Genomic DNA, 16234 nt, shown 5'->3' on the forward strand with positions numbered 1-16234 from the left:
ATCACTGTGCCGTCACGATGTCAGCTTCAAACATGCGATTCCATGGGAAGTTGACCTTTATCTCGCGCAGTGCGGGCAGGGGCGGCAGATTGTTGTCGGCGAACTCGCGCATCATGCGGTCGGCTCGGTACTGGACGCCAAGGATCTTGTCATCGAGGCTCATGTAGACGCCGCTGCCACGCAGCCAACCGAGCTGACGCGCGATCTTGTTGCGAACATTCGCCTGATATGCCCAGTCATCGAGGTAGCGCGTGAGCAGCAGGCTGTCCCGCGCGTCGTCCGTCATGCGCTCGGCAAGAAGCCCCTCAGCGACGGCGAAGCCCGTGCTGTTCGTCGGGGTATTCCAACCGGCGTAAGCGCGCAGCTTGAACAGCAGATCCTCGCGCTTCAGGCCTTCCATGAGTGCGTTGTCCGCGCCGTTCGCATAGGCGACGTCGGCGATGCCGACGGGATAACCTTTGGCGATGTAGTCCTTGAGCAGGTCGAGGAAGTACTGCGTGCCGTCGCGCACCTTGCCGTCGTTCGTGCGGTCGTTCGCTTCATACGTCTTGCCGTTGGGATTCGTATTGACGAGCAGGACGTACTCCGACTTCTCAGGGCGCTGAATGAGGACGGCGCCCGCCGCCGTGGCGGCGGCACGCACCGAGTCCTGGATGTGCTCGTCGGAGTAGGCGGGCACGGTGCGCCCGCCCGTGCCCTTGTTGTAGCGAACGTGGATGAAGGGCATCTTGTGCTCGATATTGTTGACGGCACGCGAAAGCAGGAGAAGTCCCACCTCGTCAATGCCCGACATCGTCTGAAACTTCGAGGAGCCGAGTCCTGCGCTGTAGGCGAGGAGCTTCCGGCCTTCCATGTGCGTCTGCGAATACGGCGCATTGTCGTCGCGCCCGAGCACGAAGTAGTCAAAGACGCCGCTCTTCGTATAGTCGATGAGCTTTTCATTCGCCGCAAAGTTCTTCGTGCGGCGGCTCATCCAGTCTTCCATGGACTTTTCGGGAATCAGCTCTTTCAAGAAAGCGTATTCCTTCTTTTCCCTGGAGGTCAGTCCTTCGACTTCCTGCTTGTCCGTCAGGAGCGTATAGCGAAAGATGTCCGCGCCGTAGTTCTTGTAGTAGCCTGGCTCTTCCGAACCCGACGCCTCACCCGAGCGCGGCGTGCGCATGATCGAGCCGAAGACGTAGAGCGGCAGCGCGGGATGCGCTGCGCGGAAGTCCTCGAAGTTCTTGAGACGTGCCACGATTTCACCGCGCGTGCAGTCGTGCTTTCTTGAGCCTACGAGACTGCCGTAGAGCATCGAGTCCGACGAGATGACGGCGGCACTGACCCCGGACGCATTTTCCTCCGCCCAAGTCCAAAGCTCCTCGGGATGTCCGAGGTCGGTGCGGCTGCCGAGCATGTCGTCGGGCGGCACGATGACCTCGTAGCCAAGTTCGCGCACAACGTCCGCCGTCTGCTTGTCTGAGATCGGACGGTTGTCGTGCGGAATGAACATGATGCGCTTCTGGCGCGACATCTCCTCTGCCTTGTCCTTCTTGCCCGCTTCAGCGGCAGGCAGAACGAGGAAGGCGAGCGCGAGCAAAAGCGCTAAGATCTTATACGTTTTCTGCAATTTGCACTTCCCTTCTTTTCACTCTGCGGGAGCCGCATCGTCTGACGTCTCGACACGCTCTTCCTTCATCTTGTCGCGCATATCTGACCACAGATCCTTCGCGCGGTCGACGGTCACGCGCTCCTTCGTCTCAAGCTCCTTATTGTGCATGAGCATCGACAGATACCGGCCAGCCGTATCGTAGTCGCCGAGGCGGAAATGGATCGCACCGATCAGGTAGATGCAGTCGGCTTCCGTCATCTGTCCTTGTGGGAAAACCTCGCGCGAGCGCGACTCGATGTAGAGCTTGCCGGCTTCCGCGAGGAACTTCTCCTCGTTCTCCTTGTCGCCTGCCTCACGGTAAATCCATGCGAGCGTGAGGTTCAGCCCCGCCTTGTGGGCGAATGTCTCCGTCGTGAACTTCGTGTAGAAGATCGCGAGCTTCAGCGCCTTGATGGCGTCGTCGCGCGTGCGCTGCTCCTTGAACTCGCTCGTCCCATGATGCCCGGCGAGGAAGTCCTGAATCTCCTTCTTCGCCTTCGGTGCGACGCCGTTCAGGAAGTGGCGCTCGTCCTCGGCGTAGCCGCAGTGCTCACAGACCCAGATGCGGTAGTAGTAAGGATTGATGTCTTTGTAATGCGTGCAGAGGTCGTTGTCGACCGTCTCGGTAATAAGGCGCGAGCGCACTTTCGTCGCACGCGTTTCCATGCTGCAGATCGGGCAGGGCTTCTTCACCACATATAGATAATCCTTTTCAGCCATTGTATCAGATCTCCTTTGCTGTAATCATATATCTGCAGGGACGGCGGATCTTTTCCGCCGTCCCATTGCATACGCTACCTTTCGTACAGCTCGCATAAGCCCCTAAGACGCTTCGCGTCCTCTTCGGCATGCGCGAAGTCCTTGAGCCGCCAGCGCCAGTTGATGCCGACGGTGCCGGGCACGTTCATGCGGCTGCGGCTGTCGAGGGCGCGTACATCCTGCATGGGGATGATGACGAGACGCGCGTTCGACGCATAGGCAAACTCGACGAGCTTATCGCAGATGTCCTTCGGCCGGTCGATACGTGCGTTCAGAAGCTCCGCTACCGCCGCCCGCTCGGGGGCGTCGAGATCCTGCGTGAACCAGCCGACCGTCGTATTGTTATCGTGCGTGCCCGTGTAGACGATGGAGTTTTCGGGCACGGCGATTCCGACGCGGCGCATCTCGTTGAAGTTCAGGCAGAAATGCAAAACCTTCATGCCCGGATAGCCGCAGTCGTCGCGCAGTTTCTCGACTTCGTTGGTGATGATGCCAAGATCCTCGGCGACGATGGAAAGGTTCTCGACCGACTTCTCCATCTCTTCGAAGAATGCCTTGCCGGGACCCTTGCGCCAGCAGCCATTGACCGCTGTCTTCGCCTTGCCGTCGATCTCCCAATACGCCTCGAAGCCGCGGAAGTGATCGAGGCGCACGATGTCGACGAGCGAGCAAAGCTTCCGAAAGCGAGCCTTCCACCAGCCGTAGCCGTCTTCCTTCATCGCCGTCCAGTCGTACTGTGGGTTGCCCCACAGCTGTCCCGTCGCGCTGAAGTAGTCGGGCGGCACACCCGCGACCGTCTTCGCCGTGCCGTCCTCGTTGAGCGAGAACAAGTTTTGGTTCGCCCAGACGTCGACGCTGTCGTGCGAGACGAAGATGGGCATGTCGCCCATGATTTTGACGCCCTTTTTGTGCGCGTACTCGTGCAGGTGCTTCCACTCTTTGTCAAACAGATACTGCCAGAACTTCTGGCAGCCGATCTCGTCCGCCAGGCGCTCTCGCGCCGCACGAAGAGCGGCGTTCTGTCGCTCTTTCAGCTCGGGCTTCCACTCGAACCACGGCGCTTTCTTGTTCTCAGTCTTCAAGGCCTCGAAGAGCGCGTAGTCATCAAGCCATGCCGCCTCCTTTTCGCAGAAATCCCGGAAAGCGTCGCTTTCTCCCTGTTTCTGGAAGTTCTTCCACGCACGCTCCAAATGCTTCTTCTTGAACGCCCACGCCCGCTCATAATCGATAAAAGCGGTCGCGCTGTCGGCCGCCGCCTTCACGTCACGCGCCGCAAGCAGTCCGTCATCGATGAGCATGTCGAGCGAAATGAGCATGGGATTGCCCGCGAACGCCGACGGCGATTGATAAGGCGAATAGCCGAAATCGCTGACGGGGCACAGCGGCAGAACCTGCCAGACCTTCTGACCGGCAGCGGCGAGGAAATCGACGAAGCGATAAGCGTCGCCGCCAAGATCGCCGATGCCGTACTTCGACGGCAGGGACGTCGGATGAAGCAGGACGCCCGCTTCGCGCGGGAAGCGCCTTTCCTCCTGCACGGCTTCGTAGATGCGCGCCGAGAGGGGCGGGAGCTTCACGGTCAGGACGCCGCGCTGAACCTGCACGCGTTCCTCCCCTTCGAGAGCTTCCTGCAGCGTTCCCTGCAGGAAATCGCCGACATTGAGCATGACCTTCTCCTCCTGCGTACGACTGCGGTTGATGATGACGACGAAGGCCTCGTTCTTCGCAGGTGCGCCGAACTCGTCCGTGCCGCTTCGGATCGTGCGCGCATAGGCGAGGATGTTGCCCTCGCCCGCGAGCGGCAGGAGGTCGCCCGTTTGAAGCGCCGTATGCTCGTTTCGCAGGCGGATGAGCTTCCTGTACCAGTCGCGCACGGAGATGTCAGGATTCTCCCATGCGTACGGGCTGCGGTTATACGGGTCGCGGAATCCCTGCATGCCGATCTCATCACCATAGTAGATGCACGGCATTCCCGGATACGTCATCTGCAGAAGCGCTGCGAGGCGCAGCCGATCCGTGCCGAGTTTATAGTGCTCGGCATCGAGCTTGAAACGCGACTGATGGATCGCCGGCATGCCGTCGTAGAACGGCGCCTCGCCCAAGAGCGTGATCGCTCGCTCGACATCGTGGCTGCCGATGAGGTTCATCATCACGTAGAAATTTTCCTTCGGGTAGTTCTCTCGCAGGCTCTCCAGAAGGCGCATCGCCTGGCGTCCGTCAACGTAGTTGAGCAGGAAGTCCAAAACCGTCTTGCGGAACGGATAGTTCATCGCCGAGTCGATCTCCTGGCCGCAAAGGTACTCGCGCGGCACGCCGTAGCTGATCTTGTTCGACGCGTCCTCCCAGACCTCGCCGATGAGGATCGCATCGGGGTTCGTCGCCTTGAGTTCACGATAGAACGTTTGCGTGAACTTCGCGGGCAGTTCGTCGACGACGTCGAGACGCCAGCCACCGATGCCCGTCTTCGTCCAATGGTGCAGCACGCTGTTCTCGTCGCGGATCACGAAGTCCATGTAGGACGGTGTCGTCTCCGTCACGTTCGGCAACGTGGAAAAGCCCCACCAGCTGTCGTATTCGTAAGGATACTTATGGAAGTTGTACCAGCTGTAGTAAGGCGACTCCTGCGACTGAAACGCGCCGAGGCTATCGTAATTGCCCTCGCGGTTGAAGTAGATGCTGTCGCTTCCCGTATGGCTGAATACGCCATCGAGGACGATGCGGATGCCCTCGGCCTTCGCCGCCTTCACGAGTTCTTGAAACTCCTCGTTCGTGCCGAAGATCGGATCGATCTTGTGGTAGTCGCCCGTATCGTAGTGATGATTGCTCGGCGACTCGAAAACGGGATTGAGATAGATGACGGAAATGCCAAGCTCCCTCAGGTAGGGAAGCTTTGACTTCAGCCCCTTGATATTGCCGCCGAAGAAATCGTACTGCACGATTTCCCTGGTATCGACATCCTTGTAGTAGCAAGGCTGGTCGCCCCAGTGCGCGTGCACGACGGCGCCCTTCTTCTCGATGATCGCATCGCCCTCGCGGCAGAAGCGATCGGGGAAGATCTGGTACATGACGGCGTGCTTCGCCCAGTTTGGGGTCTTCGCACCCTTGTTGAACACGGTGATCTGGAAAGACGGCGGCGCGTTGTCGTAAATGCCGCCCATGCCGCCCAGATGCTCGTTGTTGTTGCCATAATACCATGTGCCGGAACTCGTGACAACGATGAAGTAATACCATAGCAGGCAGCCGGTATCGGGCAAATCGATGCGCGCGACATAAAAGCGGTCCTGGACGCCTTCCGCCGACTTCGCCTCCAGCTCGATGAGCCTTTCCCCCGCGCCTTCTCGCCAAAGGCGCAGAATGACCTTCGATACTTCGTCCTGCGTTCGGATGCGAATGCCGAGTTGGACGGAGGATGATGCCTCGGCGGGTCCCACGGGCGAGCGGTAAAACACATCTTGCGAGTTGTGCTCCGCTTCTCGTTGCGCCATAATATCGCCTCCTAAATTCTTCGAAAAAGCAGGGAAATCCGCTAGGAAGGCACCGATAGAAACGCACTTCCCTCTTCCCCTTCTCTACTTTGTTTCGTCTTTTCTTCGCAGAAAATTAATAGGCGAGAAAGGCAAGAAAGCCCAACGCAAGCGTTGGGCTTTGCCAAATCTCACTTCGCCAATAATTTCTCATAGAGCGCCTTGTACTCTCCTGCCGATTTCTTCCAGCTGAAGTCCGCCTGCATGGCGTTCTTGACAATCTTCTGCCAGATTTCGAGCGTACTGCATTCGCGGATGGCGCGCTTGACGGCGTACATCATTTCGTGCGCGTTGTAGTTGCTAAAGAGGTAGCCCGTGCCCTCGCCCGTCTTGTTGCTGAACTGCGTGACCGTGTCCTTGAGTCCGCCCGTCTCGCGCACGACGGGAATCGTGCCGTAGCGCATGGCGATGAGCTGGCCGATGCCGCACGGCTCGTAGTTCGACGGCATGAGGAAGACGGTTGCGCCCGCATAGATGCGCTGCGCAAGCTCGTTCGAGAAGCGGATGTTCGCCGAAACCTTGCTCGGGAAACGCCACGCGAGACCCTTGAACCAATCCTCATAGACCTTGTCGCCCGTGCCGAGGACGACGAACTGAATGTTCTCGTGCTGCAGGATCTCATCCATGACGCGCACGATGAGATCGAGCCCCTTGGGCGGCACGAGGCGCGAGACGAGCGCGACCATCGGAATCTGGCGATTTACGGGCAGCCCGAGCTGCTTCTGCAGCGCGACCTTGTTGTCGATCTTGCGGTCGATGGACGTGATGTCGAACGTCTCGTAGATCGCCTTGTCCGTCGCCGGGTTGTAGACGTCGTAGTCGAGTCCGTTAACGATGCCGTAGATGTCCGCGCTCCTCTTCCTAAGAAGTCCGTCAAGCATCTCGCCGAAGTATTCGTACTGGATCTCCTCGGCGTAGGTGCGCGACACCGTCGAGATATAGTCGGCGTAGGTCAGGCCGCCCTTCATGAAGTTGACGGCATCGTAGAATTCCAGATCGCCGTTCGTGAAATACTTCCAGTCAAGTCCTAAGACATCCTGCATGACGTTCTTCGGAAAGACGCCCTGATACTTGAGGTTGTGGATCGTGTAGATCGTGCGGATCTTCTCGTAGCGCGCATCCCCCATGTGCTCAAGCTTCAAGAGCACGGGAACGAGTCCCGCGTGCCAGTCGTTCGCATGGATGATGTCGGGCCAGAAATCCATCGCTTCCAGGAGATTCAGGACGGCGCGCGCGAAGAAGGAGAAGCGCTCCGCATCGTCGTCGTAGCCGTAGAAGCCCTCGCGGTAAAAGTATTCTTCATTGTCAATGAAGTAGTAGGTCACGCCATCCATGACGAGTCGGTCAACGCCGACGAACTTGTCACGCCATGCGACATTCAGCGTGCCGTCGTAAAGATGTTCCATCTTGTCGATGTATTCCGCTGAGATCTTGCCGAACTTCGGCATGACGACGCGGATGTCAACGCCCTGCTTGACGAGTTCCTTCGGGAGAGATCCCGCAACGTCCGCCAGGCCCCCGGTCTTGGCGAACGGCACCGCTTCAGCAGCAACATAAAGTACCCGCATGATATGAACCCCCTTCTCTTCTGCGGGGCTTCCAGCCCCTGCCCCGCAGCGCACCATCTTCTATATCGCCCGCACCCGCCTCGGAAGGCTCGCGCCTTCCCCAAGGCGGACGAAGCTGTCATTTTCCCACGATCATTGGGCAGCCGCTTTCTTCTTGCTGCTCTTCTTCGGCGGTTTCGCCGACTTCTTCGCGCCTTTCGCCGTCTCCGTCTTGCGCGGACGAGCCTTGGCGGCAGTCTTTTTTGCCTCGCCGCCCTTCGGCTTCTTCTGCGAGGCAGCAGACGGCTTCTTCACCGTCTCGGTTTTGGAAGACGCCGCCTTCTCTTCGTGCGCCTTCTCCCCCTCTGCCGCTTCGCGGGGCGACTGCTCTGCCTTCGGCGCTTCTTTCTGCGCCGAATCGCTCACCTCCGCCGCCGGCTTCTTCGGCTCTTTTTCCTTCTTCTTCTCCGCGCCCTTGACGACGAGGACTTCCGTCTCCTCTTCAGGCGTGGAGCGTTTGACAAAAGGGAGCGTATCCTTGTGCCTCAGATAGATCGTGGCCATCGGCGGCACCGTGATGACGAGCGACTGCTCGCGGTCGTGCCAGGGGACGTCCTCCGTATGAAGATCGCCCTCGTTTTTCACGCCCGAGCCGCCGAACTCCTCGGCGTCGCTGTTGAAGACCTCGCGGTATTCGCCCTTCTTCGGCACGCCGATGCGGTAGTCATGTCGCACCTCGGGCGTGAAGTTGCAGAGGACGACGAGGAAATCCGCGTCATTGTCGGCCTTTCGGACGAACGTGATGATAGAGTTCTCGCTGTCGTTGCAGTCGATCCACTCGAAGCCGTTCCAGTCGAAGTCGACTTCCCAGAACGGGCGGTTTTCCTTGTAGAACTTGTTCAAGGCGCGCGAGTATTCGAGCATCTTCGTGTGCATCGGGTACTCCTCGACGAGGTGCCAATCGAGGCTGTCGTCGTAATTCCACTCGATGAACTGCGCGAACTCGCCGCCCATGAAGAGGAGCTTCTTGCCCGGATGCGCCATCCAATAGCCGAAGAAGCCGCGCAGTCCCGCGAACTTCTGCCAGTAGTCACCGGGCATCTTACTCACGAGCGAGCACTTGCCGTGCACGACCTCGTCGTGCGACAGGGGCAGCACGAAGTTCTCGCTGAAGGCATACATAAAGGAGAACGTGACCTTGTCCTGATTCCACTTGCGGTAGATGGGGTCGAGGCTCATGTACGAGAGCATGTCGTTCATCCAGCCCATGTTCCACTTGTAGTTGAATCCCATGCCGCCCATGTAGACGGGCTTCGAGATCAGAGGCCAAGCCGTCGACTCCTCAGCGATCATCAAAGCGTCGGGATGGAACTTGAAGATCGCCTCGTTGAGCTTCTTGATGAAGTCCATGGCTTCCAAGTTGCCCGTGTCTCCGTACTTGTTCGGCTGCCACTCGCCGTCCTTCCTGCCGTAGTTCAGATAGAGCATGTTGGCGACGGCGTCGATGCGCAGGCCGTCGATGTGGTACTCTTCGAACCAGAACATAGCATTCGAGATGAGGAAGCTCTGCACTTCCGTCCGACCGTAGTCGAAGTTCGTCGTGCCCCACTCCCAGTTCTCGGCACGCTGTTCGTTGTCCGATTCGTAGAGCGTCATGCCGTCGAAGTGGCGAAGCCCCTGCTCGTCCTTGCAGAAGTGGCCGGGCACCCAGTCCATGATGACGGCGATACCGTTCGCATGTGCCGTGTCGACGAAGTAGCGGAAGTCATCCGGCTCGCCGTAGCGGCTCGTGACCGCGTAGTACCCCGTCGCCTGATAGCCCCACGATCCGTCAAACGGATGCTCGCAGAGCGGCATGATTTCGATGTGCGTATAGTTCATCTTCTTCGCGTAGCCGACGAGCTGATCGGCAAGCTCGCGATACGACAGATAGCCGCCTTCAAGCGTGCGCCGCCACGAGCCTAGATGAACCTCGTACGTCAGCATGGGGTTGGAGTACGACGGATGCGTCTTCTTGCGCTCCTGCCAGGCGGCATCGTTCCACTGATATTTGCTCAAGTCGTAGAGGCGCGACGCCGTATTGGGCTTCTTCTCCGCGTAGAAGCCATAAGGATCGGCCTTCATGATGTGCGGGCCGCCCCACTGCGGCTCGATCGCATACTTGTAGACCTCGCCTTCTTCGAGCCCCTCGATGAACGTCACCCAGATCTCGCCGTCGCCAATCTTTTCCATCGTGTGCGTGCGCGTGTCCCAATTGTTGAAGTCGCCGACGACGCTCACGGACTTCGCATGAGGCGCCCAGACAGAAAAGCGCACGCCCTTCCTGCCGTCCTTCTCCACGAAGTGGGCGCCGAGCATCTCGTAAGCGTGGTAGTTGGTCCCTTGGTGGTATAAGAATAAATCGAACTCACTCAAAGCAGATACGTTCACAAAAATTCCTCCCAGCTTAGAAAAACTCTAGGAAACGCGGAGAAAACGCGCATGCGTCAAGATGCGACGCTGCATTCTTCCGCACTTCCGTCAGCCCTCGCTTCGATGCGGGAAGACACTCCCGCTGTCCGGGCCTGCGGCTTGCTTTGCAGCTTACTGACCAGATGCGATATTCGACCGCCGCCCCTGCGGCTTCGCGCAAGGGGCAGCAAACCGGCCTTCCGTCAGACGATGATCGCTGGCTTCACATGCCAGATGTCGTCCGCATACTCCTTGATCGTGCGGTCCGAAGAAAATACGCCCGAGTTGGCGATGTTGATCGCCGACGACTTGAGCCACGCAGCCTGATCCTCGTACTTACGGTTCATGTTCTTGTGCGCCCTGTCGTACGCGCCGAAATCCTTCAACACGAAGAACTCGTCGTTACCTTGAATCAAGTAATCGCGCAGCGAGTGGAAATCACCGTAGGTGCCGTCGACGAGCTGCGAAACGACGAGGCGCACGGCGGGGTTCGTGTTGTACTCGTCCCACGCCTTGTAGCTGCCCGTCGCGTAGTAATTCAGAACCTCTTCTGCACGGAGGCCGAAGATCTCGCAGTGCTCGCGACCGACCGCCTGGCTGATCTCAACGTTCGCGCCGTCGAGCGTGCCGAGCGTCAGAGCACCGTTCATCATGAACTTCATATTGCCCGTGCCTGAGGCTTCTTTCGAAGCCGTCGAAATCTGCTCGGAGATGTCGGCTGCCGGATAGACGATCTCACCGATGGAAACGCCGAAATTCTCGATGAAGACGACCTTGAGCATGTCGCTGACCGACTTGTCGTTGTTGACCTTGTCGGCGACGGCGTTGATCAGGCGGATCGTCTCCTTCGCGATGTAGTAGCCGGGCGCCGCCTTGCCGCCGAAGAAGCGCGCCGTCGGCGGAATGCGGAAGCGCTTGTTCGTCTTCAGCTCATGGTAGAGATACATGATATGCAGGATGTTCATAATCTGGCGCTTGTACGAATGGATGCGCTTGACCTGGACATCGAAGATCATGTCGGGATCGACGAGGATGCCGCCATACGCATGGATATAGTCGGAAAGATCGCCCTTTCGGAGGCGCTTGATCTTCGAAAGTTCCGCCAAAAACGCTTTGTCCGTCACATGATCGTTGAGATGCGAGAGCTGATCGGGCGCCTTCTGCCATGCGTCACCGATCGTCTCGTCGATGAGCGTGGTCAGCTCAGGATTCGCACTGATGAGCCAGCGGCGATGCGTGATGCCGTTCGTCTTGTTGTTGAACTTCGTCGGATAGTAACGGTTGAAGAACTTCAACGTGTCTTTCTTCAGGATGTCCGTATGGATCGCTGCGACGCCGTTGACGCTGTGACTGCCGACGATGGCGAGCCGCGCCATGTGCACCTGCCCGTCCTCGATGATGGAAAGCTCGCGCACCATCTGCTCGTCGTTCGGGAAGCGCCTGCGCACCTCCTCGATGTGGCGGCGGTTGATCTCCTCGACGATCATGTAGATGCGCGGCAGAAGCGGGCGGAACATGTCGATCGGCCACTTCTCCAAGGCTTCCGGCATGATCGTATGGTTTGTGTACGCCATCGTCTCGCACGTGATCTCCCACGCCTCGTCCCAGTCCATCCTCTCTTCATCGACAAGGATGCGCATGAGCTCAGCGACGGCGACCGCCGGATGCGTATCGTTGATGTGAATGGCGATCTTCTTCGCGAAATCCTTGATGTTCATGCCCGCGAGCAGGTAGTGGCGCACGATGCTCTGCACGCCCGCCGACACGAAGAAGTACTCCTGGATGAGGCGCAGGCGGCGCCCTTCGTAGGAGCTGTCGTCGGGGTACAGGTACTCCGTGATGCTCTCGACGAAGTTGCGGTATTCCTTCTTCGCCTGGATCTGCTCGTGCGTCATTGTTCCATAGTCGGAAAAATCGCGGTTGACTTCGGCGTTCCACAGGCGCAGCGTATTGACCGTATTGTTGCGGAAGCCGACGATCGGCACGTCGTAAGGAATAGCCATGACCGTCAGGTAGTCTTCGTGTACAAGAGAGAGGCTGCCGTCCTCCTCCTCCTTCATGTAGGCATTGCCATTGAACTTGACGTTGACCGCCTTGTCCGCCTTGCGATACTCCCACTCAAAGCCATTGCCGAGCCAGTTGTCGGGAATCTCGACCTGGTTTCCCTTGATGATCTTCTGCTCGAAGAGTCCGTACTGATAGCGTATGCTGCAGCCGTGCCCGGGAAGCCCCAAAGAGGCCATCGAATCGATGAAGCAGGCTGCGAGACGTCCGAGACCACCGTTGCCAAGACCCGCGTCCGGCTCTTCCGGGAAAACCTGATCCAAATCGACGCCAAGCTCTTCCAGCGCATCGGAGAAAAGCTCCATTTCACCCAAGTTGACGAGATTCGAACGCATGAGCCGCCCGAGCAGGAATTCGATTGAAAAGTAGTAAACCTGCTTGTCGCGACGCTTCGTGTACGCCTTGTTCGTCTTGACCCAGTTTTCGCTGATGTACTGTTTCACGACGGCAGCAATGGTCGCATAAACCTCATGCGACGTGAGGTCGGCGAAATCGCTGCCCCACAGGATATGCGCCGTAGCCAGAAACCTTTGTTTCAAACCTTCCTTTGCCAGCCCCAGCTCATTCCTCTTGTTTGCCATGAGATCAGTCCTCCTAACTTACATTGGCAGCCACTTGGATCTACACGCCTTTCACAAAACGGATCACCGCGCAGTGAAACTCCCCCGAGCGCTTCGACGCACAGAGACGCGGACGAAATGCAGACTGCTTTCTTGCTCTTCTTGCTTCATGATTTCATTGACGAAAAGCCGCCCCGTGCGCCCCACCTTTTCCACGAGGCAAGCGCCCAGGAGCGGCTTCCTTGCGGGCGCGCCGCTGGCGCACCCTTCTATTAGACTACGGCATTCTTGCTGACGATCAGCGGGTAGTTTGGCGCCCCCTTGAGCCAGCGTCCCTTCGTGATCACGACGTTCTTGTCGCAGATCACATTTTCGACAAGCGCGTCATCCTCAAGGTCGCACTTCTCCATGATGATGGAATTCCGGATCTTGACGCCCTCGCCCACCGTCACGCCGCGGAACAGGATGCTGTTCTCGACCTCACCGTAGACGACGCAGCCGTTGGCAACGAGCGAGTTCTGGACGTGCGCGGATTCTTTGTACTGCACGGGTACACCGTCCTTCGACTTCGTGAAGATGAAGCCGTTCTGCATAAAGAGCTCGTCCCAATTCGCAGGTTCGAGCGCCTCCATGTTTGCACGGTAGTACGAGGCGGTCGAGGCGACACACGCCGTATAGCCCTCGTGCATACAGCCGTACATCGTGTAGTGGTCAGCGCGGCGGATGATGCCGTCGAGCACGAGATCCGTGCCGCCGTGCTCGTATGTCGAGCGCACCATGTCGACGAAGATGCGCTTCTCCATGAGCAGCGCTCCGTTCGACACCTTCGAGCCTTGATAGACAACAGGCTTCATGGCGATGTCCTCGATGAGGCCGTTCTCCGCCGTCTCGATGACGACACTTTCATCCGACACCTCTTCTTTGGCAATGTTGTAGACCATTGTGATATCCGCATTCGTATTCTGATGGAAACGCAACACAGGCGCGAAATTCATATTGTAGATGTAGCTCGCGTTTGCGAGAAGCACATACTTCTGTGCGCTGTGCTCGACGAAGTCGATGTTCTGATAGAAGGTCTTGAGGTCGCCGGGACGCGTGTCCTTATCGCCCTTTGCGGGCGGCAGATAGAACATACCCTCGTGACGCCTCGCGAGATCCCAGTCCTTGCCCGAGCGCAGATGATCCATGACGGAACGAGACTGCTCAGGCAGCACGATGCCGACATGGCTGATACCGGAGTTGACCATGCTCGAAAGTGCGAAGTCAATGACGCGGTAGCGCCCTGCAAACGGCATGGAGCCGATGGGCCGTCTCTCGGTCAGCTCCTTGATGCGCCCGCTGTCTTCCTGCAGGTTGATGAGTCCCATGACCGTGTTCACAATGCTTCACTCCGTTCCTCGAAATCTTGCTGCAAGTGTCTCAGCCCGCCTGCTTGCTTCCGGCCTCTGCTGTTATGACCTCATTCTCGGGAATGACGGCGATCGCGCCTTCCTCGCCCTCGACCTTAGCGCCGGCTGCAATCGTCGCCCCCTGTGCGAGGATTGCATGATCGACGACGGCACCGTCCTCGATCTTCGCGAACGGCATGATGACCGAATTCGTGACGCGTGCGCCCTTGCCGATGCGAACGCCCTGGAAGATCACGGAGTTCTTCACCTCGCCGAAGACCATCGAGCCTTCGCTCACCATCGAGCGGCTCACATGCGCCTCGCGCCCAATGTAGTGCGGCGGCAGCGACGGATTGGACGAATAGATGCGCCAATTGCCGTCGAGGGCAAAGGGCGGCTCGTCCTGCAAAAGATCCATGTTCGCCTGCCACAGGCTCTCGATCGTGCCGACATCCTTCCAATAGCCGTCGAAGGCGTATGTGAAGAGACGCGCTTTGTCGGCGAGCATCTTCGGGATGATGTTCTTACCGAAGTCGTGGCTCGACATGGTGTCCTTCGCATCCTCTTCCAGGTACTGCTGCAGAAACTTGCGGTTGAAGATGTAAATGCCCATCGAGGCGAGATTCGACTTCGGTTCGGACGGCTTCTCCTCAAACTCGATGATGCGCCCATCCTTGTCGGCGTTCATGATGCCGAAGCGAGGTGCCTCTTCCCACGGCACCTCGATGACGCCGATCGTCGCTTCCGCCTTGTGCCCCTTGTGCGCCTCAAGCATCCACGAGTAATCCATCGTGTAGATATGGTCACCCGAAAGGATTAGCACATATTCGGGATCGACGATGTCGATGAAGTTGATGTTCTGATAGATGGCGTCCGCCGTTCCCTGATACCAGTCGGCGCCCTTCTCGCGCGCATAGGGCGGCAGAATGAAGACGCCGCCGTCCTTCTTGTCGAGATCCCACGCGCTTCCCGTACCGAGATAGTTGTGAAGCTCCAGCGGACGGTACTGCGTGAGGACGCCGACCTTGTCGATGCCGGAATTGGCGCAGTTGCTCAAGGGAAAATCAATGATGCGGTACTTGCCGCCAAACGGTACGGCGGGCTTTGCGATCTTCTTCGTCAAGGCGCCCAGGCGACTTCCCTGCCCACCCGCCAAGATCATGGCCAGATACTCTGTTTTTCTCATAAAAATCCCTCCTCGGGGCGCAACTTGCCGCGCCCATATTTCACCTTGCTAACCATCGCGCTTTTCCGCCCATGCGGAGGAAACGAATGTCTTGCTCTTTCGTATTTTCTTACGTTTTTATATCTATTCCACAAAACACGAAGATTTCCTGCTGTAATAGCCGCGGAAAATGTTTTTTTCTCGTTTTTTCAAACGCTTGTCCACGGAACGCAGCACATAAAAAGGGCGGCCGCACGCCGCCCGTCAAAGAAAAAGCATGGCGATCGCCCCGATGAAGAGCGCTATGCCGATGCCCCGCAAGAAGCCTGATGTCACCTTGCCGAAACTCCCGAGGTACTTTTCCGCGAGCGGCTGCAAAAAGAAGAGCAGAATGGAGACCGCAGCGATGAGAAGCGGCACATCATGCGTGTAGAGTGAGTAGCCAAGTCCGAGGATGACGAGCGTGAGGTTGCGCTTCGTGTTTCGTCCGCGCGTCTTTTCCTGCGCCTTCACCTCTGGTGGCGGCTTCGGGATTCGCCGATAATGATACGATTCGCTCATGTCGTCCTCCTACAGGCGCGAAGCGCTCGCACAAAGCCCCGAGAGCTTCGCATAGAGGTTTTTGCCCGGGCAGAGCGTCGAGTTGAAATCACGATGGCCAAAGACCGTACCCGCGCCAGGATTTAGCTTGTAGCGATGCGAAAGTTCCGCGATGAGTCGCATGGCGGAATCAAGCTGCACGGTCGTCGGTTCTGCCTGCTCGAAATTGCCGACAAGGTTGATGCCGATCGACGTCGCGTTGTGGTGCCAGCAATGCGCGCCAACGGCGTCGAGCGGACGCCCGCGCTCGATGATGCCGTTCTTGTGCACGACGAAGTGATAGCCGATGCCCGACCAACCGTTCTGCAGATGCCACTGGTGAATCGTCGCTGCCGACACCTCGCGATCCGTGTCGCCGATATGGTGCAGGATGATGCTGTCCGTGAAGCTTCGCTTGTCGAGCTCCAAGAACGTCAGATTCGTCTCCACGACATGCACGCCGTTCGAGATGGCTGCCTTCGCCTCCTCGGGCACGAGGAGACTCGGCGCGACATAGGCGCCTGCGGCAAGAAGGACGGCATTTTTGAGGAAATTTCTGCGATTCAT

10 protein-coding genes are annotated in these 16234 nt (G+C 58.2%); all 10 read right to left on the reverse strand.

Translation table 11 applies throughout. The features are described from left to right. Window position 1 precedes the first annotated feature (1 nt). On the reverse strand, window positions 2-1609 hold the full coding sequence (locus OL236_RS09295; protein ID WP_265070382.1) for a DUF4127 family protein: 1608 nt from the start codon (window positions 1607-1609) through the stop codon (window positions 2-4). Window positions 1610-1627: 18 nt separating this feature from the next. Then, complete coding sequence (locus OL236_RS09300; RefSeq protein ID WP_265070383.1) at window positions 1628-2350, reverse strand: DUF2225 domain-containing protein; 723 nt, start codon at window positions 2348-2350, stop codon at window positions 1628-1630. 74 nt (window positions 2351-2424) lie between these two features. Further along, window positions 2425-5874 (reverse strand): 4-alpha-glucanotransferase, encoded by a 3450-nt coding sequence (gene malQ, locus OL236_RS09305; RefSeq protein WP_265070384.1) that lies wholly within the window; start codon window positions 5872-5874, stop codon window positions 2425-2427. Between the two features lie 170 nt (window positions 5875-6044). After that, window positions 6045-7481, reverse strand: coding sequence for a glycogen synthase GlgA (glgA, locus tag OL236_RS09310; RefSeq protein ID WP_265070385.1), 1437 nt, complete (start codon window positions 7479-7481; stop codon window positions 6045-6047). 132 nt (window positions 7482-7613) lie between these two features. Then, entirely contained in the window at window positions 7614-9890 is a 2277-nt protein-coding gene (glgB, locus tag OL236_RS09315; protein ID WP_265070386.1) for a 1,4-alpha-glucan branching protein GlgB, read from the reverse strand. A gap of 224 nt (window positions 9891-10114) precedes the next feature. Continuing rightward, on the reverse strand, window positions 10115-12556 hold the full coding sequence (locus tag OL236_RS09320; RefSeq protein ID WP_265070387.1) for a glycogen/starch/alpha-glucan phosphorylase: 2442 nt from the start codon (window positions 12554-12556) through the stop codon (window positions 10115-10117). A gap of 251 nt (window positions 12557-12807) precedes the next feature. After that, window positions 12808-13914: a glucose-1-phosphate adenylyltransferase subunit GlgD gene (gene glgD, locus OL236_RS09325; RefSeq protein ID WP_009645892.1), complete on the reverse strand. Its 1107-nt coding sequence runs from the start codon at window positions 13912-13914 to the stop codon at window positions 12808-12810. Between the two features lie 40 nt (window positions 13915-13954). Beyond that, window positions 13955-15109 (reverse strand): glucose-1-phosphate adenylyltransferase, encoded by a 1155-nt coding sequence (locus tag OL236_RS09330; RefSeq protein WP_265070388.1) that lies wholly within the window; start codon window positions 15107-15109, stop codon window positions 13955-13957. Between the two features lie 243 nt (window positions 15110-15352). Further along, the gene (locus tag OL236_RS09335) at window positions 15353-15649 is read right to left on the reverse strand and encodes an antibiotic resistance protein MarC (protein WP_265070389.1); all 297 of its coding nucleotides are present in this window, start codon (window positions 15647-15649) and stop codon (window positions 15353-15355) included. Window positions 15650-15658: 9 nt separating this feature from the next. Beyond that, window positions 15659-16234, reverse strand: coding sequence for an N-acetylmuramoyl-L-alanine amidase (locus tag OL236_RS09340; RefSeq protein WP_265070390.1), 576 nt, complete (start codon window positions 16232-16234; stop codon window positions 15659-15661).

Source organism: Selenomonas sputigena (assembly GCF_026015965.1).
Lineage (GTDB): Bacteria > Bacillota > Negativicutes > Selenomonadales > Selenomonadaceae > Selenomonas.